11 protein-coding genes and 1 pseudogene are annotated in these 17,992 nt (G+C 71.8%); 3 read left to right on the top strand and 9 right to left on the bottom strand.

What is annotated here, in order from left to right:
* Window positions 1-22: 22 nt before the first annotated feature.
* Together IF04_RS0104920 and IF04_RS0104915 are read right to left on the bottom strand one after the other, a co-directional pair.
* A complete protein-coding gene (locus IF04_RS0104920) occupies window positions 23-1,906 on the bottom strand; it encodes an AAA family ATPase (RefSeq protein WP_030251453.1) in 1,884 nt (627 codons plus the stop codon).
* Window positions 1,907-2,268: 362 nt separating this feature from the next.
* Window positions 2,269-2,886, bottom strand: coding sequence for a uridine kinase family protein (locus tag IF04_RS0104915; RefSeq protein ID WP_030251451.1), 618 nt, complete (start codon window positions 2,884-2,886; stop codon window positions 2,269-2,271).
* A 157-nt stretch (window positions 2,887-3,043) separates the two neighbouring features.
* Here IF04_RS0104915 and IF04_RS0104910 point away from each other — a divergent pair, with 157 nt between their 5' ends.
* On the top strand, window positions 3,044-4,426 hold the full coding sequence (locus IF04_RS0104910) for a peptidase C39 family protein (protein WP_030251449.1): 1,383 nt from the start codon (window positions 3,044-3,046) through the stop codon (window positions 4,424-4,426).
* A gap of 54 nt (window positions 4,427-4,480) precedes the next feature.
* Here the strand turns inward: IF04_RS0104910 and IF04_RS0104905 are convergent, their stop codons facing one another.
* The 3 genes and pseudogenes from IF04_RS0104905 to IF04_RS0104895 all read right to left on the bottom strand — a co-directional run bounded on the left by IF04_RS0104905 (window position 4,481) and on the right by IF04_RS0104895 (window position 7,239).
* Window positions 4,481-4,924, bottom strand: a complete 444-nt coding sequence (locus IF04_RS0104905) for a DUF7144 family membrane protein (protein ID WP_078599863.1) — start codon at window positions 4,922-4,924, stop codon at window positions 4,481-4,483.
* A 185-nt stretch (window positions 4,925-5,109) separates the two neighbouring features.
* Window positions 5,110-5,268 (bottom strand): annotated as a pseudogene (locus tag IF04_RS38100) (cation:proton antiporter domain-containing protein); the annotation flags it as partial.
* Between the two features lie 51 nt (window positions 5,269-5,319).
* Window positions 5,320-7,239 (bottom strand): alkyl/aryl-sulfatase, encoded by a 1,920-nt coding sequence (locus IF04_RS0104895; protein WP_030251440.1) that lies wholly within the window; start codon window positions 7,237-7,239, stop codon window positions 5,320-5,322.
* Window positions 7,240-7,502: 263 nt separating this feature from the next.
* On the opposite strand from IF04_RS0104895, the gene IF04_RS0104890 reads away from it, so the two are divergent.
* Window positions 7,503-8,825, top strand: a complete 1,323-nt coding sequence (locus IF04_RS0104890) for a DUF2254 family protein (protein ID WP_030251437.1) — start codon at window positions 7,503-7,505, stop codon at window positions 8,823-8,825.
* A gap of 18 nt (window positions 8,826-8,843) precedes the next feature.
* On the opposite strand, the gene IF04_RS0104885 is transcribed toward IF04_RS0104890, so the two are convergent.
* Both IF04_RS0104885 and IF04_RS0104880 read right to left on the bottom strand, forming a co-directional pair.
* Entirely contained in the window at window positions 8,844-10,286 is a 1,443-nt protein-coding gene (locus IF04_RS0104885) for an MFS transporter (protein WP_078599859.1), read from the bottom strand.
* Window positions 10,287-10,333: 47 nt separating this feature from the next.
* The gene (locus IF04_RS0104880; protein WP_211259766.1) at window positions 10,334-11,638 is read right to left on the bottom strand and encodes an MFS transporter; all 1,305 of its coding nucleotides are present in this window, start codon (window positions 11,636-11,638) and stop codon (window positions 10,334-10,336) included.
* Between IF04_RS0104880 and IF04_RS0104875 the strand changes: the two genes are divergently transcribed.
* On the top strand, window positions 11,625-12,545 hold the full coding sequence (locus tag IF04_RS0104875) for a LysR family transcriptional regulator (RefSeq protein ID WP_030251427.1): 921 nt from the start codon (window positions 11,625-11,627) through the stop codon (window positions 12,543-12,545). The two genes, IF04_RS0104880 and IF04_RS0104875, sit on opposite strands and share 14 nt — an antisense overlap.
* Window positions 12,546-12,554: 9 nt before the next feature.
* Here the strand turns inward: IF04_RS0104875 and IF04_RS0104870 are convergent, their stop codons facing one another.
* Both IF04_RS0104870 and IF04_RS0104865 read right to left on the bottom strand, forming a co-directional pair.
* Window positions 12,555-17,597, bottom strand: a complete 5,043-nt coding sequence (locus IF04_RS0104870; protein ID WP_030251425.1) for a caspase family protein — start codon at window positions 17,595-17,597, stop codon at window positions 12,555-12,557.
* Window positions 17,594-17,950, bottom strand: a complete 357-nt coding sequence (locus IF04_RS0104865) for a hypothetical protein (RefSeq protein ID WP_030251422.1) — start codon at window positions 17,948-17,950, stop codon at window positions 17,594-17,596. Before IF04_RS0104865 ends, IF04_RS0104870 begins: the two co-directional genes overlap by 4 nt.
* Window positions 17,951-17,992 lie beyond the last annotated feature (42 nt).

The following is a 17,992-nucleotide window of genomic DNA, read 5'->3' as shown; positions in this document are numbered from 1 at the left end:
GGGGCGGCCCGGGCCTGCGGCCCTACGGGCCCAGGTCCGGCGCCGGCCCCCGCCCCGACAGCACCTCGCCGTACGCCTGCATCAGATCCGGCAGCCGCAGCGTCGACAGGTCCTCGCGCCCCGGCGTGCCCGACCACGTCGACAGCCGCAGATCGCGGTAGGCACAGCTCTTCTCGTACAGCGTGCGCAGGAAGCGGCCGTTGCCCAGCTCGTCGATCCAGCCCTGGTCCACGACGTGCCCGCTGATGCTGCGCAGCTCGTCCAGCGACTCCTCGTCCCAGCGGTCGCCGTTGTCCGCGGCCAGCACCTCGCCGATGGCCGTCAGCTCCAGCGGGCGGTAACTGGGGAAGTCCACGCGGGTGGTGAAGCGCGAGGAGAGTCCGGGGTTGGCGGCCAGCAGGCGGTCCATGCCCTCGGGATACCCGGCGAGGATCACCACCAGCCGGTCGCGGTTGTCCTCCGCGCGCTTGAGCAGCACCTGCAGCGCCTCGTCGCCGTACGCGTCGCCCTTGGTGTAGCCGGAGTTGGAGAGGGAGTACGCCTCGTCGACGAAGAGCACGCCGCCCAGCGCCGAGTCGATCAGCTCGTTCGCCTTCACCGCCGTCTGGCCGAGGAACTCGCCCACCAGATCGGCCCGTTGGGCCTCCACGAGATGGTCGCCGCCCAGCAGCCCCAGCGCGTAGAAGACCCGGCCCAGTATCCGCGCCACGGTCGTCTTGCCCGTCCCCGAGGGGCCCGAGAAGACGAAGTGCCGTTTCGGCGGCTGCACGGGCAGGCCCTGCCCCGCCCGCAGCCGCGCCATCCGAAGCTGCGCCGACAGCGCCCGCACCTGCCGCTTCACCGGCTCCAGGCCCACCATCCGCTCCAGCTCCTGGAGCGCCTGCTCCAGCAGGACGGGGTCGGCGGGACCGGCCGGCAGCTGGTCGGCGCCGCGCTGCTCCGGCACGCGCGGGGCGCGGACGGGTCCCGCCGTGCCGGTGGACTGCGAGCCGAGCAGGTCCCCCTCCGGGCCCTCCGGATCGGCCGTGGCCAGCAACTCCCGGCCGTCCACCGGGTCCAGCGGCGCCAGCGGGTCCAGATCGCCGCCGTTCTCCTGCCCGAGCCCGGCCGGCACCGCGGCCAGGTCCGCGCCCTCCTCCAGGCCGTCGCACTCGGCGATGGCCGCGAGCCGGGCAGCGGTGTCCATGAAGGCCGGATCCACTCGGTGGACGGCGCGATACAGCGGGAGGGCGGCGGCGCTGCGCCCCGTGCCCTCGTGCGCCCGCGCGAGCCAGTACCGCAGCTCCTTGCGCTGCGGCTGCTCGCTGCGGCAGCGCATCAGGGCGGCCGACAGCAGCGGTTCGGCCTGTCCGTACATCTCCAGCCGGACCCGCGCCATGCCGCCGAACAGCCCCGACTCGATGCCCAGCAGCGGGTCGTCGATCAGCGGCTCGGTGTGCCGCACGAGCTGCTCCCAGTCCTTGACCAGGTAGGCGCGGCAGGCGTGCAGGAAACGTACCTGCGGATCGGCGTCGACCGGCGGGCAGCCGGCCAGCGCCTGGTCCAGCTCGGCGACGTGCCGGCCGTCCAGCCAGTGCGAGGCGTGCGCGAGCAGCAGGTCGCGGCCGGACTCCAGCACCGGCTGCACCCACCAGCCCAGCCAGTACCAGGAGTTCAGGGTGCGGCGGTGACGGGCGCGCTGCTCGCCGAAGCGGTCGCGGTGCCGGTACATCCGCAGCAGCGCCGTGGTGGTGTCCGCGCGCAGCGCGTGCAGCCCGAGCCAGGCGTCCGCCATCGAGGGGTCGATCCGCACCGCGGCCCGGAACTCCTCCTCGGCCTGCGCGTACGCGCCCATGGTGTACGCGTCGACCGCGCGCAGCCAGGCGAGTTCGGCCGGGGCCGCCGTGCCCTGCGCGCCACAATCCATCCTGTCCCCCACAAAAGATCCCCCGCGCCGTGCCCGCATCGTACCTGCGGTCGCGAGGCGGCCGAAGAGGGGCGCAGGGGGGAAGCGGGGACTCGGCGGCGCGAAGGGGCCGGTGACCGAGGGTGAGGGAGATGCGGCGCGAAGCGCGGAAAATCAGGAGCTGAGGGCAGAACGAAGCCCCCGATCACGGGGGAACAACCGGGGGCTTCGCGACTGCGGGCGGTCCGTCAGAACCGCACATTGAGAACGTAAGTCCTGTACGGCCCCCAGGTCAAGCCGAGTTGAGGCACTCGGCGGGAGCCCGTCGGCCGTCCTCGGTACACCGACCCCCGTCCGTCACGGAGTGTGAAGGAATGGGGGAGTCAACGCGCGTCCACCGGTCCCTCGTGCCACTTGTAACCCACCCGTCCCTGTGTCACCAGAAGGTCCGCGTACGGCCGGGACGGGTCCGCCGCGAAGTGCGCGCGCTCCGCCGAAATCCAGCCATCCCAGAAGGTGGCGAGTCCCGGCCCGTCCCGCCGCCGCCCGCGTGACCAGGCGGTCTCATCGGGCAGTTCCATCCACAGCAGGCACGCCAGATACGGGCGGAGTGCGCTGCGGCCGGCGCCGACGCCTTCCAGAAGCACGACCGGGGCCGGCGCCAGCGTGCGCTCCCGCGTGAAGCTCCGGCGCACCCAGTCGTACACGCCGTACCGCGCGCTCCTCCCTTCGGAGAGCGGCTCGATCACCTGTTCCCGCAGCCGCCCGGTCCACGCGAAGAGCTCGTCGTGCGTCGCGAGGTCGTCGAGGTGCAGTACGGGGGCGGGGCCGCTGCAGGGACCGGTCGTCGTCGGCTCACCGCCCAGCGCCGTCGCCAGCCGCCCCGCGAACGTGCTCTTCCCCGACCCCGCGTGCCCGTCCACCGCGACCAGTCGCACCGGCCCGCACGAGGGGGGCAGCCCGCGCAGACGCGCGGCGAGCGCGGCGAGGTCCTGATCCATGGCGCCTTCCATCACGCCAGCGTACGACAGTGGTCCAGGCCAATATTCGGCGCGCGACGCGCGTCGAACCGCTGGCCGAATGGCGTCCCGTGCGGAGATAGTTGAGCCACGACTGCCGTGACGCTCATCCCGCACCCGACTGGGGGACATGAAGCCCATGACCAGATACGCGCCCCGCCGCACCGTGCTGGCCGCCGCCCTCGCCGTCGCCGCCGGCGCAGCGACCCCCCTGCCCGCGCATGCAGCGAGCCGCTCCGGGACCCCCGACCCGGACGACTCCGCCGCCCACCCCGCCGCCGCCTCGTGCGTGGACTACCGAGGCTGGAGCACCCTGGCCGACTGGCTCGCGGGGTCGGGGCACGGCACCCGCATCGAGCCCGGCGCGCGCCCCGGCGTGCAGATCGCGGTCCCGATCGGCACCATCGACTACCGCGACCCGCACCTCAAGAAGACCTCCACCTGGGAGTACGCGACCTGGACCTCTCCGGTCCACCAGCTCAAGGTCCCCGCGACGGAGATCATCGCGTCCTGGAACGCGCACACCCCGGCCGGCACCTGGATCGCCGTCGAGGTGCGCGGCACGTACTCGGACAAGACCCGTACCCCGTGGTACGTCATGGGCCGCTGGGCCGCGGGCGACCAGGACATCCGCCGTACGTCCGTGGACGGCCAGACCGACAACAAGAGCACGGTCTACACCGACACGCTCTCCCTCGACAGCCCGGCGTCCGGCCTCCGCATCGTCTCGTACGAGCTCCGCCTCACCCTGTACCGCAAGCCCGGTACGGACCTCACCCCCATGGTGTGGCGGGTGGGCGCCATGGGTTCCGACGTCCCCGACCGCTTCACGGTCCCGGCCTCCAAGCCGGGCATCGCCAGGGGCCGGGAACTCGCGGTGCCGCGCTACTCCCAGGAGATCCACAAGGGCCAGTACCCCGAGTACGACAACGGGGGAGAGGCGTGGTGCAGCCCCACCTCCTCCCAGATGATCATCGAGTCCTGGGGCCGCCGCCCCACCCCCGAGGACCTGGCCTGGGTCAACCCCGCCTACACCGACCCCCAGGTCTGCCACGCGGCCCGCTTCACCTTCGACTACCAGTACGAGGGCTGCGGTAACTGGCCCTTCAACGCGGCCTACGCGGCGACGTACCACGACCTCCAGGGCGTCGTGACGCGCCTGAACACCCTCACCGACGTCGAGAAGCTCATCCACGTCGGCATCCCCGTCATCACGTCCCAGTCCTTCATCGCCTCGGAACTGGACGGCGCGGGCTACGGCACGGCGGGCCACCTGATGACGGTCATCGGCTTCACCCAGTCCGGCGACATCATCGCCAACGACCCCAACTCCCCCACCAACGTCGCCGTCCGCCGCGTCTACAAGCGCCGCCAGTGGGAGAACATCTGGCTGCGGACAAAGCGCAAGGACGCCGCCGGGGTCGTCAAGTCCGGTACCGGCGGGGTCTGTTACCTGTACTTCCCCGCCCAGCCGACGCCGACCCAGCGGCGGGCTCTGGGTGAGCTGGGGATCTGTCCGTAGCCGGCGCGGGCAGCGGATGAGGTGAGGGCGGGGGCCTGCCCCGCCCTCGGTGGCTCAGCGGTCGGGGTGGTAGGCCGTCAGTGCCCAGATGACGAAGACGTCGAGTGCCATCATGATGACGGACCAGACGGGGGCGTACGGCAGGAACAGGAACTGGGCCACCAGGCTCAGCGCGGCAAGCATGATGCCGGTCATGCGGGCCCACGTCGCGCCGCTCAGGATGCCGCAGCCGACGAGGACGGCGACGACGCCCAGGATGAGGAGGATCCAGCCCCATCCGGTGAGGTTGATCCGGTAGAGGTAGTCGTCGAGACGTACGTACACCTCGTCCTTGGCGATCGCGGAGATGCCCTGGAGCACGAAGAGCACACCGTTGACCAGCATCAGGACGCCCGCGAAGGTGACGCCGGTGGTGACCCAGACGCGGTTGTCCACCGGCCCGGTGCCGTGCCCGGGGCCCCGCCCGGGATGGTGCGCTGAAGACGGCTGATCGGTCACGTCGTACCCCTTTCCGTGCGCGGCCGCTCAGGCCGCCGCGTGCTCCGACCTTCGCCGCCGTGCGCGCGGGGCACCACAAGGGCGGCACCGTCCGGGTGACACCGGCGTCACCAGGTCTCGGCGTCCTCCGCGGCCCGGGGAACGGACTCCGCCCGGCCCCGGAGTCGCATGGCCAGCAGGGGCAGGAGAAGGACGGAGAGCATCGCGGCGCCGAACTCGCCCACCGCGCCGAACGCCGACATCACGGTGCCGAAGCGGCCCCGCAGTTCCCCGCGGTCGCGCAGGATCGGCAGGACCGTGCCGAGGGCCGTACTGGTCAGCGCGGTACCGATGACGAAGCTCTGGAAGAGAGTTTCCGGATGCTTCATGAGCCGCTGCCGCGCCGTGTCGCCGGGCTACGGGGTGACGATGGCGAAATCGGGGTCCGGGGTGCCGAGATGGCCGAGCAGCTCGGTCACCTTGCCGAGGTCCCCGGTCACCTGGACGTCCGCCCGCCCGGTCAGTTCGGCGGGGCCGGTGGTGCCGAGGAGTACGGCGCGCAGGACGGCCTCGTCGAGGGTGATGTCGACGTCCGGCTCGGCCGCGGCGGGGCTGCGGCCGGTGACATGGGTGAGGACACCGTTGCGCAGCCGGAGAGTGAGGGGCGGGCCGGCCTTGAGGTTCCAGCGCACGGTGATGTCGGCGTCCCAGCTGTGCGGCCCGTCCACGCGGATGGCGAGGGCGTCGCAGAGCTGATCGAGGGTGAGGGCGCCGAGGAAGTCGGGGGACGAGGTGACGGTGGGCGTGCCGACCGGGCCCTCGCGCAGCTCCAGGGCGCCGGTGAGGTAGAAGTTGCGCCAGGTGCCGTTCTCGCTGCCGTATCCGAGCTGTTCCAGGGCGTTGGCCTGCAGGGCGCGTGCCTCGGTATTGCCGGGCTCCGCGAAGACCACGTGGTTGACGACCTGGGCCACCCAGCGGAAGTCGCCCGCCTCGTACGACCGGCGGGCCCGGCGCAGTACCTCCTCGGCGCCGCCCATGAACTCCACGTACCGGCGCGCTGCCTCGACCGGCGGATGCTCCCACAGGTGCGCCGGGTTGCCGTCGAACCATCCCAGGTACCGCTGGTAGACGGCCTTGGTGTTGTGGCTGACGGAGCCGTAGTAGCCGTGGGTGTGCCAGGCCCGTTCCAGGGCCGGGGGCAGCTCGATCCGCTCGGCGATCTCCAGTGGTGTCAGCCCCTGGTTGAGCAAGCGCAGCGTCTGGTCGTGGAGGTAGGCGTACAGGTCGCGCTGCTCGGACAGGAACGTCAGAGCGCGTTCGCGGCCCCAGACGGGCCAGTGGTGGGAGGCGAAGGCGACGTCCGAGGAGTCGGCGAAGAGCTCGATGGCCTCGGTGAGGTACTGCGCCCAGACGCGCGGGTCGCGGACCTCCGCGCCGCGCAGGGTGAGCAGATTGTGCAGGTTGTGGGTGGCGTTCTCCGCCATGCACAGCGCCGCGTGGTCCGGGAAGTGGATGTTGAGCTCCGCCGGGGCCTCGGTGCCCGGGGTGAGCTGGAAGACCATCCGGATGCCGTCGACGGTCTCCGTCTGCCCGGTACGGGTGATGTCCAGGGTCGGCGGAATCAGGCCGACCGAGCCGGTCGAGGTGGTCTGGCCGAGCCCCGCGCCGATCTGTCCGCGTGCCCCCTTCGGCAGCGCGGCACCGTACATGTAGGCCGCGCGGCGGGCCATGGCGGTACCGGCGTAGACGTTCTCGCTGACGGCGTGCGCGAGGAACCCCTCGGGCGCGATCACCGGAAGCCCGGCCGCGACTTCCTCCTCGCTCACGACGCCCTTCACGCCGCCGAAGTGGTCGGCGTGGCTGTGGGTGTACAGGACGCCGGTGACGGGCCGGTCCCCACGGTGGCTCCGGTACAGGGCGAGGGCCGCCGCCGCGGTCTCGGCCGAGATCAGCGGGTCGATGACGAAGACGCCCCGCTCGCCCTCCACCAGCGTCATGTTCGACAGGTCGAAGCCGCGCACCTGGTAGATGCCCTCGACCACCTCGAACAGCCCGTGGTCCGAGACCAGCCGGCTCTGCCGCCACAGGCTCGGGTGGGCCGTGTCCGGGCAGTCCTGGTCGAGGAACCCGTACGCACCCAGCTCCCACACCGTGCGCCCGTCCGCACCACGGATCACGCTCTCCCGCGACGTCCCCATGAAGCCGCGGCGCGCGTCTTCGAGGTCCTGGGTGTCGTCGAAGGGGAAGCGCTGCCGGGCCGCCCGGTGGGCCCGCGCGATGACCGGCTCCGCAGGCTTGGGCTCCGTGTTCCGCGACGTCTGGTCGTTCCGCAACATCTCGTCTCCCTCGAAGGCGGCAGTGCGGAGGCCGGCGGTGCGACAGCCGGGCCTGGTCCGGCCCGTACCACTCTCACCCGGGTGTCGCTTCCGGACTACCGGGTGTGCACCGTCCGAGGGAAGTACGGCACCGGCCGGACACCCCACTGATCACCTCACCGTGTACCTCACACGAGCGGCGCTCACCGGCTGGCCACGGAGCCCTGTGCCGGTCCATGCTCGAAACCCCCTCCGCGAAGGCGGGGCCGGGCCGAGGAGGGCAGATGGACAACGCCGTGCGCGCGCGTCACCCGCACGGCGGCAGAGGTTCCCGCCATGCCCGACGCGTCCGCCGCCACGGCGCGGCACTGCTTCTGGTCGCCGCCGGAGCGCTGCTGGGCTGGGTGCTGCCGCGCTGGGAGCGGCAGCTGCCGGTCTCGGGGCTGCGCTTCGACGCCTCCACGGCACAGGCGACACTCGCCGCCATCGCCGGCAGCATGATCACCCTCGCCGGCTTCGTCGTCACGGCCATCACCCTCGTCGTCCAGACCGTCCAGGCGATGTCACCCCGGCTCGTCGCCGCCCTCGGCCACTTCAGCCGCTACCTCGTCCTGTTCGGCCTGCTGGTGGGCACCGCCCTGTACGCGCTGGTGGCACTGAGCCACGTCCGCGGCCCCGACGTGCCCCGGCTCAGCGTGACGATCGCCATCGGTCTCGTCCTCGTCGACGCCGTCGCCGTCCTCCACCTGCTGGCCTCGCTCCGCCACGCGGTCACCGGCGGCGGGCTGGCACGCGCCGTCGGGGCCCGGCTGCGCACGGTCATCGACCAGCTGTACCCCGCTGCCGCGCAGTCGGCCGCGCCCGAGGACACCGGACCGGCACACCGCCGCGAAACGGTCCCCCTCGTGTACCGGGGCCGGCCCGCGACCCTCTTCTCGGTCGACGAACCCGCCCTGACCCGGCTCGCCGCCCGCCACGACGTCCACGTCCACTTCCTGTACGCCGTCGGTGACTTCATCAGGTCGGACACGACAGTCGCCCAACTGCGGCTCCAGGGTCCGGTCACCGATCGGCACCGGAGGCTGGCCCGACGGGTCGCCAAGTGCGTCCGCTACGGCCCCAGCCGCAGTGTGGATCAGGACGCGGCCTACGGCGTCCGCCTGCTGGCCGACATCTCCGTCAGAGCGCTGTCGCCCGCCGTCAACGACCCCACCACAGCGGCGCAGACACTGGACCAGATCGAAGACGTACTGCTGCGGCTGTCGGACCGCCCGCTCGGCCCCGCCTGGCTGCTCGACGGGGCCGGCCGGCCGCGGGTCTCCTACCCGGCCCCGCAATGGCCGGACCTGGTCTCGCTGGCCCTCGACGAAACACTCCTCTACGGCTCCGCCAACCCGCACATCGTCCGACGCCTGCACGCCCTGCTCCACCGGCTGCACGGCGCCACGGCCGAGGACCGGAAAGCGTCCGTCGCCGAACGGCAGCAGGCGCTGGAGCGACTGGCCGCCGCCGCACTGCCCGACCCACTGCTGAACCGCGTGGCGGCCCGGCCGGAGCGGGACGATCCCGAAGCGGGCCGAGCGGCCGACGAGACCGCCGGCCGCTGAGCTGTGGGGGGTTGATCATCAGCGTTGGGTACTCCGGGCCAGTTCCCGGGCCTCTTCCTTCGATTCCACCGCGGGTGCGGAGCCGGGCAGCGGGCGGCCCGCGGATTCTGCCGCGAACCAGCAGGCGACGGCGCCGATCGCGCCGGCGGCCATGAGGTAGTAACCGGGCACGTTGATGTCTCCGGTGCCCTCCACCAGCAGGGCGTTGAAGAACGCGGTGGTGCCGCCGAAGAGCGAGACGGAGATGTTGAACGCGATCGACAGGCCGCCGTAGCGGATCTCGGTGGGGAAGAGCGCCGGCAGCGTGGAGGGGACGGTGCTGTTGAAGCAGAGCAGCATCAGCGACATCAGGACCAGGCCGAGGAAGACGGACAGCAGGGTGTTCTGCTGGATCAGCAGCACCGAGGGCACGCCGAGCGCGACCAGCATGGCGCAGCCGAAGTACATCACCGGCTTGCGGCCGATGCGGTCCGAGAGCCGGCCGACGAAGGTGATGAGCACCATGCCCAGCGCCAGGACGGCGATTTCCAGGAGCTGTGCCCAGGTGGCGCTCACCGAGGGGGCGAACTTGCCGATGTACTCCAGCATGTACGTGGTGAGCATGTAGTTGACCACGTTGAAGACCAGCACCAGGCCCATGCAGATCAGCATCGGACGCCAGTACTTCACGAAGATCTTGCGGATCTCCTTGAGGGTCTGGTTGCCCTCGCGGCCCTCGGACTCCGCGACGACGGCCTGGAACGCGGGGGTGTCCTCCAGCTTCAGGCGGAGGTAGAGCCCGATGATGCCGATCGGCCCGGAGATCAGGAACGGGATGCGCCAGCCCCAGGAGAGCAGGTCGTCGTGGGACATCACGCCGGGCAGCTGGATGACCAGGCCGGCCACGCCGCCGAGCAGGTAGCCGGTCAGGGTGCCGAATTCCAGCCAGCTCCCGAGGAAGCCGCGCTTCTTGTCGGGCGCGTACTCGGCGATGAAGGTCATCGCGCCGCCGTACTCACCGCCGGTGGAGAACCCCTGGACGAGGCGGGCGAGCAGCATCAGCAGGGGAGCGGCCGGGCCCCAGGTCTCGTAGCCGGGGATGAAGGCGATGATGAAGGTGCCGATGGCCATCATGATGACCGTGAGGGAGAGCACCTTGGTGCGTCCGATGCGGTCGCCCAGCGGGCCGAAGAACATGCCGCCGAGCGGGCGCACGAGGAAGGCGACGGCGAACAGGCCGAGGGTGCCGATCGTGCCGACCGTCTCGCTCGCGCCGGTGAAGAACACCGCGGTGAGGACCGGTGTCAGATTGGCGAAGACACCGAAGTCGAACCATTCGGTGACGTTGCCGATGGCTGCCGCGCCGATTGCCCGTCTGGTGACTTTGGGGTCGGTGACCGTTATTTCTTCGGGCGTAAGCGCCCTTCGGTTCGCGGATTCAGTATCGGCATGCGCCGTAGGCACAGTAACTCCTTCACACATTCGCCCCGGCCGGTGTCGGCCGGGGCGCACTTCAGCTCGTCGCGCGTTCACTTCAACTTGATATAGACAATCTTTCCGTTCGATGGGATTCGAGGGATGCGGGTGGCTTTATCGACCTCGGCGACCGCGATGCTCGTCAGCAGAACGAGAATGGCGGCGATCGAAGTCACCAGGCAGGTCGTCGCAGTGAGGGAGAACGGGACGGTCAGCAGCCCGACGGCCAGGGCCGGCAGTCCGGAGCCCAGGTAGAAGGAGAGATAGAGGGCGCCGGTGAGGGCGGCGCGTTCTGTTCCGGGGGCCCGCGCGTCGACCGCGGCGGCTGCTCCGGCGTAGGCGAGTCCGTGTCCGGCGCCCGCCACCACGGCCGCGGCCAGGGTGAGGGATACCGACCTGCCCGCGGTGAGCGACAGCAGGGAAAGGCTCACCAGGAGACCCGCGAGACCGGCGAGCTGCGCGCGGCGCGGGCCGAGCCGCCCGACCAGGGGCTGGGTCAGCGCGGAACAGAGCAGCACGGAGCCCAGAATGCAGCCGGTGACCGCCGTATTGTCGCGGCCGGACCGTGCCAGCAGCGCCGGAATGATCGCGAGAAACAGGCCGGCCGTTGTCCAGGCGAGAAATCCGACCGCCGAGGCGGTGGCGAACAATGCCCGCATTCCCCGGGGAATGCGCGGGACCGTCGGCCGCCAGTGCTGAATTCGCCCGGCCGCGAGAGCAGTGGTCGGCGCGAGGGCGGAAACCCAGTACCAGGCGATCGCCAGCAGAACGAGATGCAGGAGGAAAGGCAGTACGTACGGGGCCGGAGCGTACTGACCGAGGAATCCGCCCACGGCGGCGCCGAGTGCCGTGCCTGCCACGAAGGCGATACCGGAGAGCACGGCACCCCGACGGCGGCCGCCCCCTGCCGTCTCCTCGCTGACGAGCGCGGCGGCCGCGCCGGTCGTCGCCCCGAGGGCCAGCCCCTGCGCGACGCGGCCGACGAGCAGCCATTCCACTCCCGGGGCGAGCGCGAAACAGGCCGAGCCCAGCGCCGCCAGCACGATGCCCGCACGCAGCACCGGCCGCGCCCCGAACCGGTCCGAGACGGGGCTGAGCAGCAGCAACGCGGGGGCGCTGACCAGCGCGAAGACGGCATGGATCAGCGTCATGGTCAGGTCATCGGCACCGAAGGCGTGCTGATAGCCGGGGTACAGCGAGTTGGGCAGGTAGGCCCCGAAGGTGAGGACGACCAGGACATAGAGGCCGGTCGTCGGACTTGCGGACAACACGTCGCACAGCGTGACACCGACGATCAGTGGGCACAATCGCACGGATTTGGAGATGACCGTGCAAACTATTTGCATGATCGATCCCAAGCTCAAGATCCTGCAGATGGTCGACCGCTACGGCGGCGTGACGGCGGCCGCGGAGGCCATGCGCCTTTCGCCGTCGGCGGTTTCCTACCAGCTGCGCCAGCTCGCCGAGCAGCTCGGCGTGAAACTGATCGAGCCCGCCGGCCGGGGCATCCAGCTCACCGCCGCGGCCCGCACACTGCTGCGGCACACCGCCGTCCTGCAGGCCCAGTGGGAGCAGGCACGCGGCGAGCTGGCGGCGACGGCCGAGGAGCCCTCGGGCCCCTTCACCCTCTGCGGCTTCTCCACCGCCGCGACGTACCTGCTGCCGCCCGCAGCGGCAGCGCTGCGCGACCGTCATCCCCGGCTCGGCGTCCGGCTGGTGGAGGCCGAGCCGGCCCGCTGCTTCGAACTGCTCCTGGCGGAGGAAGCCGACCTCGGCCTCGTGGTGGTGACGCCCGACTCACCTCCGCTGAACGACGACCGCTTCGACCAGCAGCCGCTCCTGGACGACCCCCTGGACCTGGTCGTGCAGGCCGACCACCCGCTGACGGCGCGGAAGCGGGTCTCCCTCGCGGACGCGGCCCGCGAACCATGGATCCTCGGCACCCCGGGCAGCACCTATCACCAACTGGTCGTGACGTCCTGCATGGCGGCGGGCTTCACACCGGACATGGCCCACCAGGCCGATGAATGGGACACCGGGCAGGCGATGGTCGCTCAGGGGCTCGGCGTGATCCTCGTACCGCGCCTCGCCCGCATCAGCACGGAGTGGCCCGTGACCCGCATCCGGTTGTCGGGCGAGCCCGCACCCGCCCGGACGATCCTCGCGGCCACCCGCAAGGGCGCGGCCCACCATCCGGTCGTCGCCCAGGCCCTCGAACTCCTCCGGACCACCGCCGGCGAACTGCTCCCGGCCGGGCACCCTTAGCCACGGACTTCAGCCCTGGGGTTTTCGCAGGCCGAGGCGTTTCTGCACCTCGTTGTTCTCGGACGCCGCCCAGGAGCAGACCTTGTTGAAGCCGCCGACGCTGTGTTCCCGGGCCGCGTTCAGCAGCCAGAACGCCTGGCGGAGCTGGGCGTCCCGCTCGTGGGGGAGCGGCCGCGAGATCGGGTCCGGGTCGTGCAGATACTTCGCGGCCAGCGTGATGGCGCGCCCGCGCTCGAACTTCGTCACGATGGATTCGTTGCCGTGCGCCTCCTGCAGCACGCGGCAGGCGTCGAAGCAGTCGTAGGCCCGCCGGGCATGACCGGCCGCCTCCCGGGCGGTCTCCGAGCCCGGTTCCGGTTCGCTGCCGTGCGCCGCCTGATGGCCGGCGATCAGGTCGTCCGCCCGGTGGAGGTAGAGCTTCCCGAGCCCGCTCAGCAGCTTCACGCTGGTGAACTCCGTCAGCAGCAGCTCCCCGAGCAACTCGGAGGCGAACTGCCCCGGGTCCTCGCCGCCGACGAGCGCCGCCTCCGCCGCGCCGGACGGCGGTCGGCCCTCCTGCCCGTTGTGCTGCCGGGGCACCGCGGCACCCTGCCGGCCGCCCGCCGGGGCGGCGCGTGCGACGAGACCGCCGTGGTCCCCGAACAGCTCGCTGAGCCGCTGCTGTTCCGATGAGCCCGCGCCGTCCTTGACGGTGATGCGGACCCGGGCGCCGAGCCGGTCGGAGTCCCGGTCCCGGCCGTAGCGGCGGCGGTCCAGGAAGCGCCCGACCGTACCCGCGTAGTCGCCGCCGACGACGGCCTCGAAGGCTTCGTCGACGGGGTCCCAGCGCACCGGCCGGCCCAGCCGGATCGCGACCCGCTCCCGCAGCACCATGGCCAGCCCGCCACGGGGGTTGGGGCTGAACACGGCGTCGAGATGGTCCTGTGCGGCGAGCAGCCGGTCGTGCCAATCGCCCCGGTGGGCGCGGGTCGCGTACTCCAGGTCGGCGAGGAGCGCCTCGGCGGCGGACAGGTGCGCGCCGCGCCGGATCTCACCGTTCGGTGCGGTCCGGGCGAGGTACTCGTACAACTCGACCGCTCTGTCGTAGTTCCACACGTACCGGTGGAGGGCGGCCTCGGCGGCGATCAGCCGGGCGTCGCCGGGCCAGCGGGTCGCGGCGTCGCGGTAGATCGCGAACAGCGGCTCGTTGTCGACCTGCGGGGACATGGCCACGGGGCGCGGGCCGAGCCCCTCCTTCCAGTCCTGCTTGGCCTGCTTGAAGTCCAGGACGCTCGTCCAGCGGCGGTACTCGCGCTCCAGCCGGGACTCCAGGGCACACAGTTCGATCGAGGGGCCGTACCGGTGGAGGTGCGCCTTCAGCTTCTGCCGGCGCTCGCGGTACAGCGCGTCGATGGGCACCCGCTGCCGACGGGCCTTGAGCCGGAGGAAGTCCTCGCCGGGCACCCGCTTCTGGGCGGCGCCCCGCAGACTGCCCTCCTCCGCCCAGTCGGAGTCGAGACAGGTGATGTCGAGCACGGCATGGGCGTGCGAGTGGCTGTCCTGCTGGGCCAGCCAGCCGCGGACCTCCTTCACACAGGCCCGCCGGCGCTTCGACGCGGCGTCGCCGGCCGGGCCGGTGCGCGGCGTCATCCGCCGGATGTCGAGCACCTGCCGGAGCCAGACCGAGTACGAGAACGTGCTCGGGGCGAGCTCCACCGCGGCGTGGGCGCACTCCGCCGCCCGCTCCAGACGGGAGCGCGCCACGCCGATCCGGTCGTTCTCCCGAAGCGTGTAGGAGTGGAAGCCGTACGCCTGGGCCAGGGCGCTGAGGACCTTCGCGGCCTCCTTGCCGTCCACGGGCGAAGCTCCGTCGGCCTCCGCGCGCCGGGCCTCCGGCAGCCGTTCCAGCAGGTCCACGGCCTCCTTGGCGCCGTTCTGCCGCAGCGCCGCATCGACGCAGCGCACGTACAGCTTCCGCAGGAAGCGCGCCGCGGGGACGCAGACGCCCGACGGCCACGACGACCGCTCGCCCCAGCACTCCTCCAGGGCGTCCATGACCAGCGACCGGGCCTCGGTCAGCTCCTCGTCGGTCCGGCTCTGCTGGATGACCAGCAGCGTCGCGTCGAACAGCCGCGAGGTCCACAGCGACAGCGGTTCGCCCTGCGCGTGCGCGAGCCGCAGCCCCGCGGCGACGCTGCGCGCGCCGTCGAGCAGGACCCGGCGGCTCTCCCCGGTGTCGCTCAGGAGGCGGCCGCGCACCCGGGCGATACGGCTGTTGAGCTGGAGCCGCGAGGAGACGCTGCGGGGCGCGTCGTCCTGCGGGAGCACATCCGTCACCGGGCCGCTGACCTGGTCGACGAGTGCCCCGGCTTCGTCCAGCCGGTCCGCGTCGATCAGCGCGTCGGCCGTGTTGAGCAGCCAGGACACCGCCAGGGTGATGCGCCCGGCCTGTCCGGGGCCGCGGCGGTGCGCCCCGAGCAGCAGTACGTCGACCGCGGCCAGCCGGACGTCGAGCAGCCGCGCCCGCAGGCCGAGCCGGTTGCCGGTGAACGCCAGCGACGCGTCCGCCGAGCGCAGCAGGGTGTGCGGTACCTGCTCGGCGTCGCAGCCGGCGAGCGCGGCGGAGACCTCCTCGGCGGCGGCCGTGAACCGCGCACCCGTCCGTTCCGCCGGGCCCTCGGCACGGGCGGCCAGGGTCAGGGACGCCACGGCGTGGTACAGCCGGTAGAGCGCCGCCAGCGAGGTGACGCCCTCCTCCGCATCCGTCGGCCGCTCCACCGGAAGCGGTTCGGGCCCGGTCACGACCAGCTCGTCCGCCTCGGCCGGAGGCACCAGAGGCGTATCGGCAGGGGGCGCCAGGGGCTCGTCCGACGTCGGGCGGTAGCTCGCGTCACCGGAGGGCGCGAGGACGAGCGGGCGGATGGCCTCGTGCAGCGCCGGCAGCCGCCGGTCGCCCTCGTCCTCGATCCAGCCGAGCGCCGAGCGCAGCCGGAGCCGGTACGCCGCGTCCGCCTCGTCGTCCTTCGGCGCACCGGCCGTGAACAGCGGGAGCGCGGCCGCGGCCAGCCGGCGGTCCAGCTCGGGGAGGTCCAGCTCCTCGGGAATGAGGGTCTCGAGGAGCGCGGGTTTGACGAGCGGCCGACCGGGCGGGTTCTCCTCGGCGCGGCTCAGCGCGGCGGATACCAGATTACGCAGCGCCTGTTCGCTGGCCTGCCCCAGCAGGAGCGCTCCCGCGTCGGTCCGGGAGAGGACACGCGCGTCCACCAGCCGGTCCAGGGTGTCGCGCGGAAAGCCGACGGCCGGGTCCGCCAGGACCTGCGGGGACAGCGGCAGTTGGTCGGCGAGGGCCCAGACCGCGAGGACCGCGAACGGCTCCGGGGCGGAGGGCGCGTCGGGTCCGGCGGCGAGGCAGCAGCCGAGCTCCCACAGAGTCTTGATCATGCTGGGCGCGGTGCCCTCGACCAGGGCGGCGGCCACGTCCGCCGGTTCGGGCGTGCTCGTACCGCGGTCCTTGCGGCTGAGGTAGCCGATCGCGCTCTGGTTCAGCACGCCCGGGAGGCGCAGCCGGGGGTCCTGGACGCAGCGCAGGACGTTCGCACCGTCGACCGTCACGCTCTCGTGTGCCATGAGGGTGGTGAGCAGCTCGGCGGCCTCCTCCTGCCGCAGCTCCTCGAGCAGGACGGGGATCTGGTGGGTGAGCTGCTCCTCGCTGTGGACCGGTTCGTCGAGCTCGACGCGGGAGATGACGATGTTGGCCGTGTGCCGGAAGTACGGATGCGCGAGCAGTTCGTCCAGCTCGGCGCTGATGTGGTGGGAGTCGTACCCGAGGCGCCCGCAGTCGACGACGAGCAGCAGGGTGCGTCCGCGCGCGTGCTCGCGGAGCCGCTCGATGACCAGGTCGCGGCGGGAGGCGCCGTCGGCCTCGGCGTGCTGGGCGACCTCCTGGAAACCGACCTCCAGCGCGGAGGCCAGGGCCTCCATGACCGGGGACTCCGCACTGGCATTGAAGATCTTCAGTTCCAGCAGCAGCCAGGGCTGCTCCGCAGGCTCGGCCCCCTTCACCTCGGGAGCGGCCAGCAGCTCACGCACGAACGCGGACTTGCCGGCGTAGCGCGGCCCGTACACCGGGAGGACCGTGCGCTGCCGGAAACGGCCGAGCGCCGCCGCCAGTTCCGTATCGCGCCCGGTGAAGAAGGCATCGGCGACCGGCCAGGCGGTGAAGCCGTGCGGGCGCGCCTGCTGGACGCCGGCCGGCTGGGGGGCCGCGACCGGGGGAAAGCTGTACGAAGTGGTGGCCGGCCTGATGTGGTCACGGTTGCGCAGCCAGGGCTTGTCCGCCCAGGCGGCCGGGGCGTGCTGCGGCAGAAGCTTCGCGGCGTCCACTCCCGGGGTGCGGTTGATGATGTCGCTCACGGCCTCGAAGACCCACTGCACGGAGAGGCTGGGCCGCGTCTCCCGGACGCCCCCGAACGACTTGAGCAGGGCTCCGGTGAAGAAGGTGGTGTCGCGGCCGGAATCGGCGCGGGCGAACTCCTCCTCCGCGCACGCGGTGATGACGTGCCAGCCGTTCTCACTGGAGACCGTCGACGCCTCCGCGGGCATGTCCTTGATGGCACTGCCGGAGAAACAGCAGTCGAGGATGAGCAGCTTGCGTCTGGCGTGCAGCTCTTCCTGGTCGGCCACCGCCCGGAAGATGTCGGCGACCGACACCATGGAGTCCTGCGGGGACAGCGGGTTTCCGGCGTCGTGCGGCGCGAGGTAGAGCGTGCCGGACCTGTCCTGCTGCGCGTGCCCCACGAAGTAGAGGACGAACAGGCCGTCCGGGTCGGACGTCCGGTAGATCTTGCCGATCGTCGACAGCATCCGGCGGCGCGTCAGGTTCAGGTGCTGGTACAGCGTCTCGACGCCCCACAGCTCAGGGTCTTCGAACGCCTCCGCGAGCCTGTCCAGGTTGGTCGCGGCGGCGGGTACGGGTGCGAGCTGGGTCCCCGGATACTCGGTCCCGCCGATCAGCAGGACGGTGGAGCGGGACGGGTCGACCCGCTCCACGTCCGGGTTCGGCGTGGCGCTCACTGCAGTTCCTTGAGAGCCGCAGCTACGTCCTTCGCCTTCCCCTCGAAGACGATTTCGGTACGGCGCGTACCGTCGGGGAGGTCGGTCCGGACGGCCTGGACCTTGAGGTCCGCGCGCTTCGGCTGCCCCAGCCGCTGCGACGCGTACTCGTACAGGGCCTGGAGGAAGACGGGGAGCAGCACGTTCTCCCCCATGAACTGGAGCACCTCGACGGCGCCGAGGGCGCCCCGCTCCGGCTCACGGACGGTGCGCACCGTCCGGACGCCCTGCGCCTTGAGCTTGTTCTTCACCGCGCGCTCGAGGCCTCCGAGCTCGTCCGTCCGGCCACCCTCGATGCTCACCACGATGTCCATGTGTCCCCCCGAGAACCAGTGCCTTACGGGCACCAACCGTCA

The organism is Streptomyces violens, from assembly GCF_000717745.1.
In the GTDB taxonomy this organism is placed as follows: Bacteria; Actinomycetota; Actinomycetes; order Streptomycetales; family Streptomycetaceae; genus Streptomyces; species Streptomyces violens.
This window is presented reverse-complemented; position numbering and strand designations above follow the sequence as displayed.

What these genes read in the sequence shown, in the direction of transcription:
- IF04_RS0104920 (WP_030251453.1), bottom strand. Translation starts at nt 1,906, where the DNA reads ATGGATTGTGGCGCGCAGGGCACGGCGGCCCCGGCCGAACTCGCCTGG.
- IF04_RS0104890 (WP_030251437.1), top strand. Translation starts at nt 7,503, where the DNA reads ATGGACAACGCCGTGCGCGCGCGTCACCCGCACGGCGGCAGAGGTTCC.
- IF04_RS0104875 (WP_030251427.1), top strand. Translation starts at nt 11,625, where the DNA reads ATGATCGATCCCAAGCTCAAGATCCTGCAGATGGTCGACCGCTACGGC.
- IF04_RS0104910 (WP_030251449.1), top strand. Translation starts at nt 3,044, where the DNA reads ATGACCAGATACGCGCCCCGCCGCACCGTGCTGGCCGCCGCCCTCGCC.
- IF04_RS0104895 (WP_030251440.1), bottom strand. Translation starts at nt 7,239, where the DNA reads ATGTTGCGGAACGACCAGACGTCGCGGAACACGGAGCCCAAGCCTGCG.
- IF04_RS0104865 (WP_030251422.1), bottom strand. Translation starts at nt 17,950, where the DNA reads ATGGACATCGTGGTGAGCATCGAGGGTGGCCGGACGGACGAGCTCGGA.
- IF04_RS0104915 (WP_030251451.1), bottom strand. Translation starts at nt 2,886, where the DNA reads ATGGATCAGGACCTCGCCGCGCTCGCCGCGCGTCTGCGCGGGCTGCCC.
- IF04_RS0104885 (WP_078599859.1), bottom strand. Translation starts at nt 10,286, where the DNA reads ATGTGTGAAGGAGTTACTGTGCCTACGGCGCATGCCGATACTGAATCC.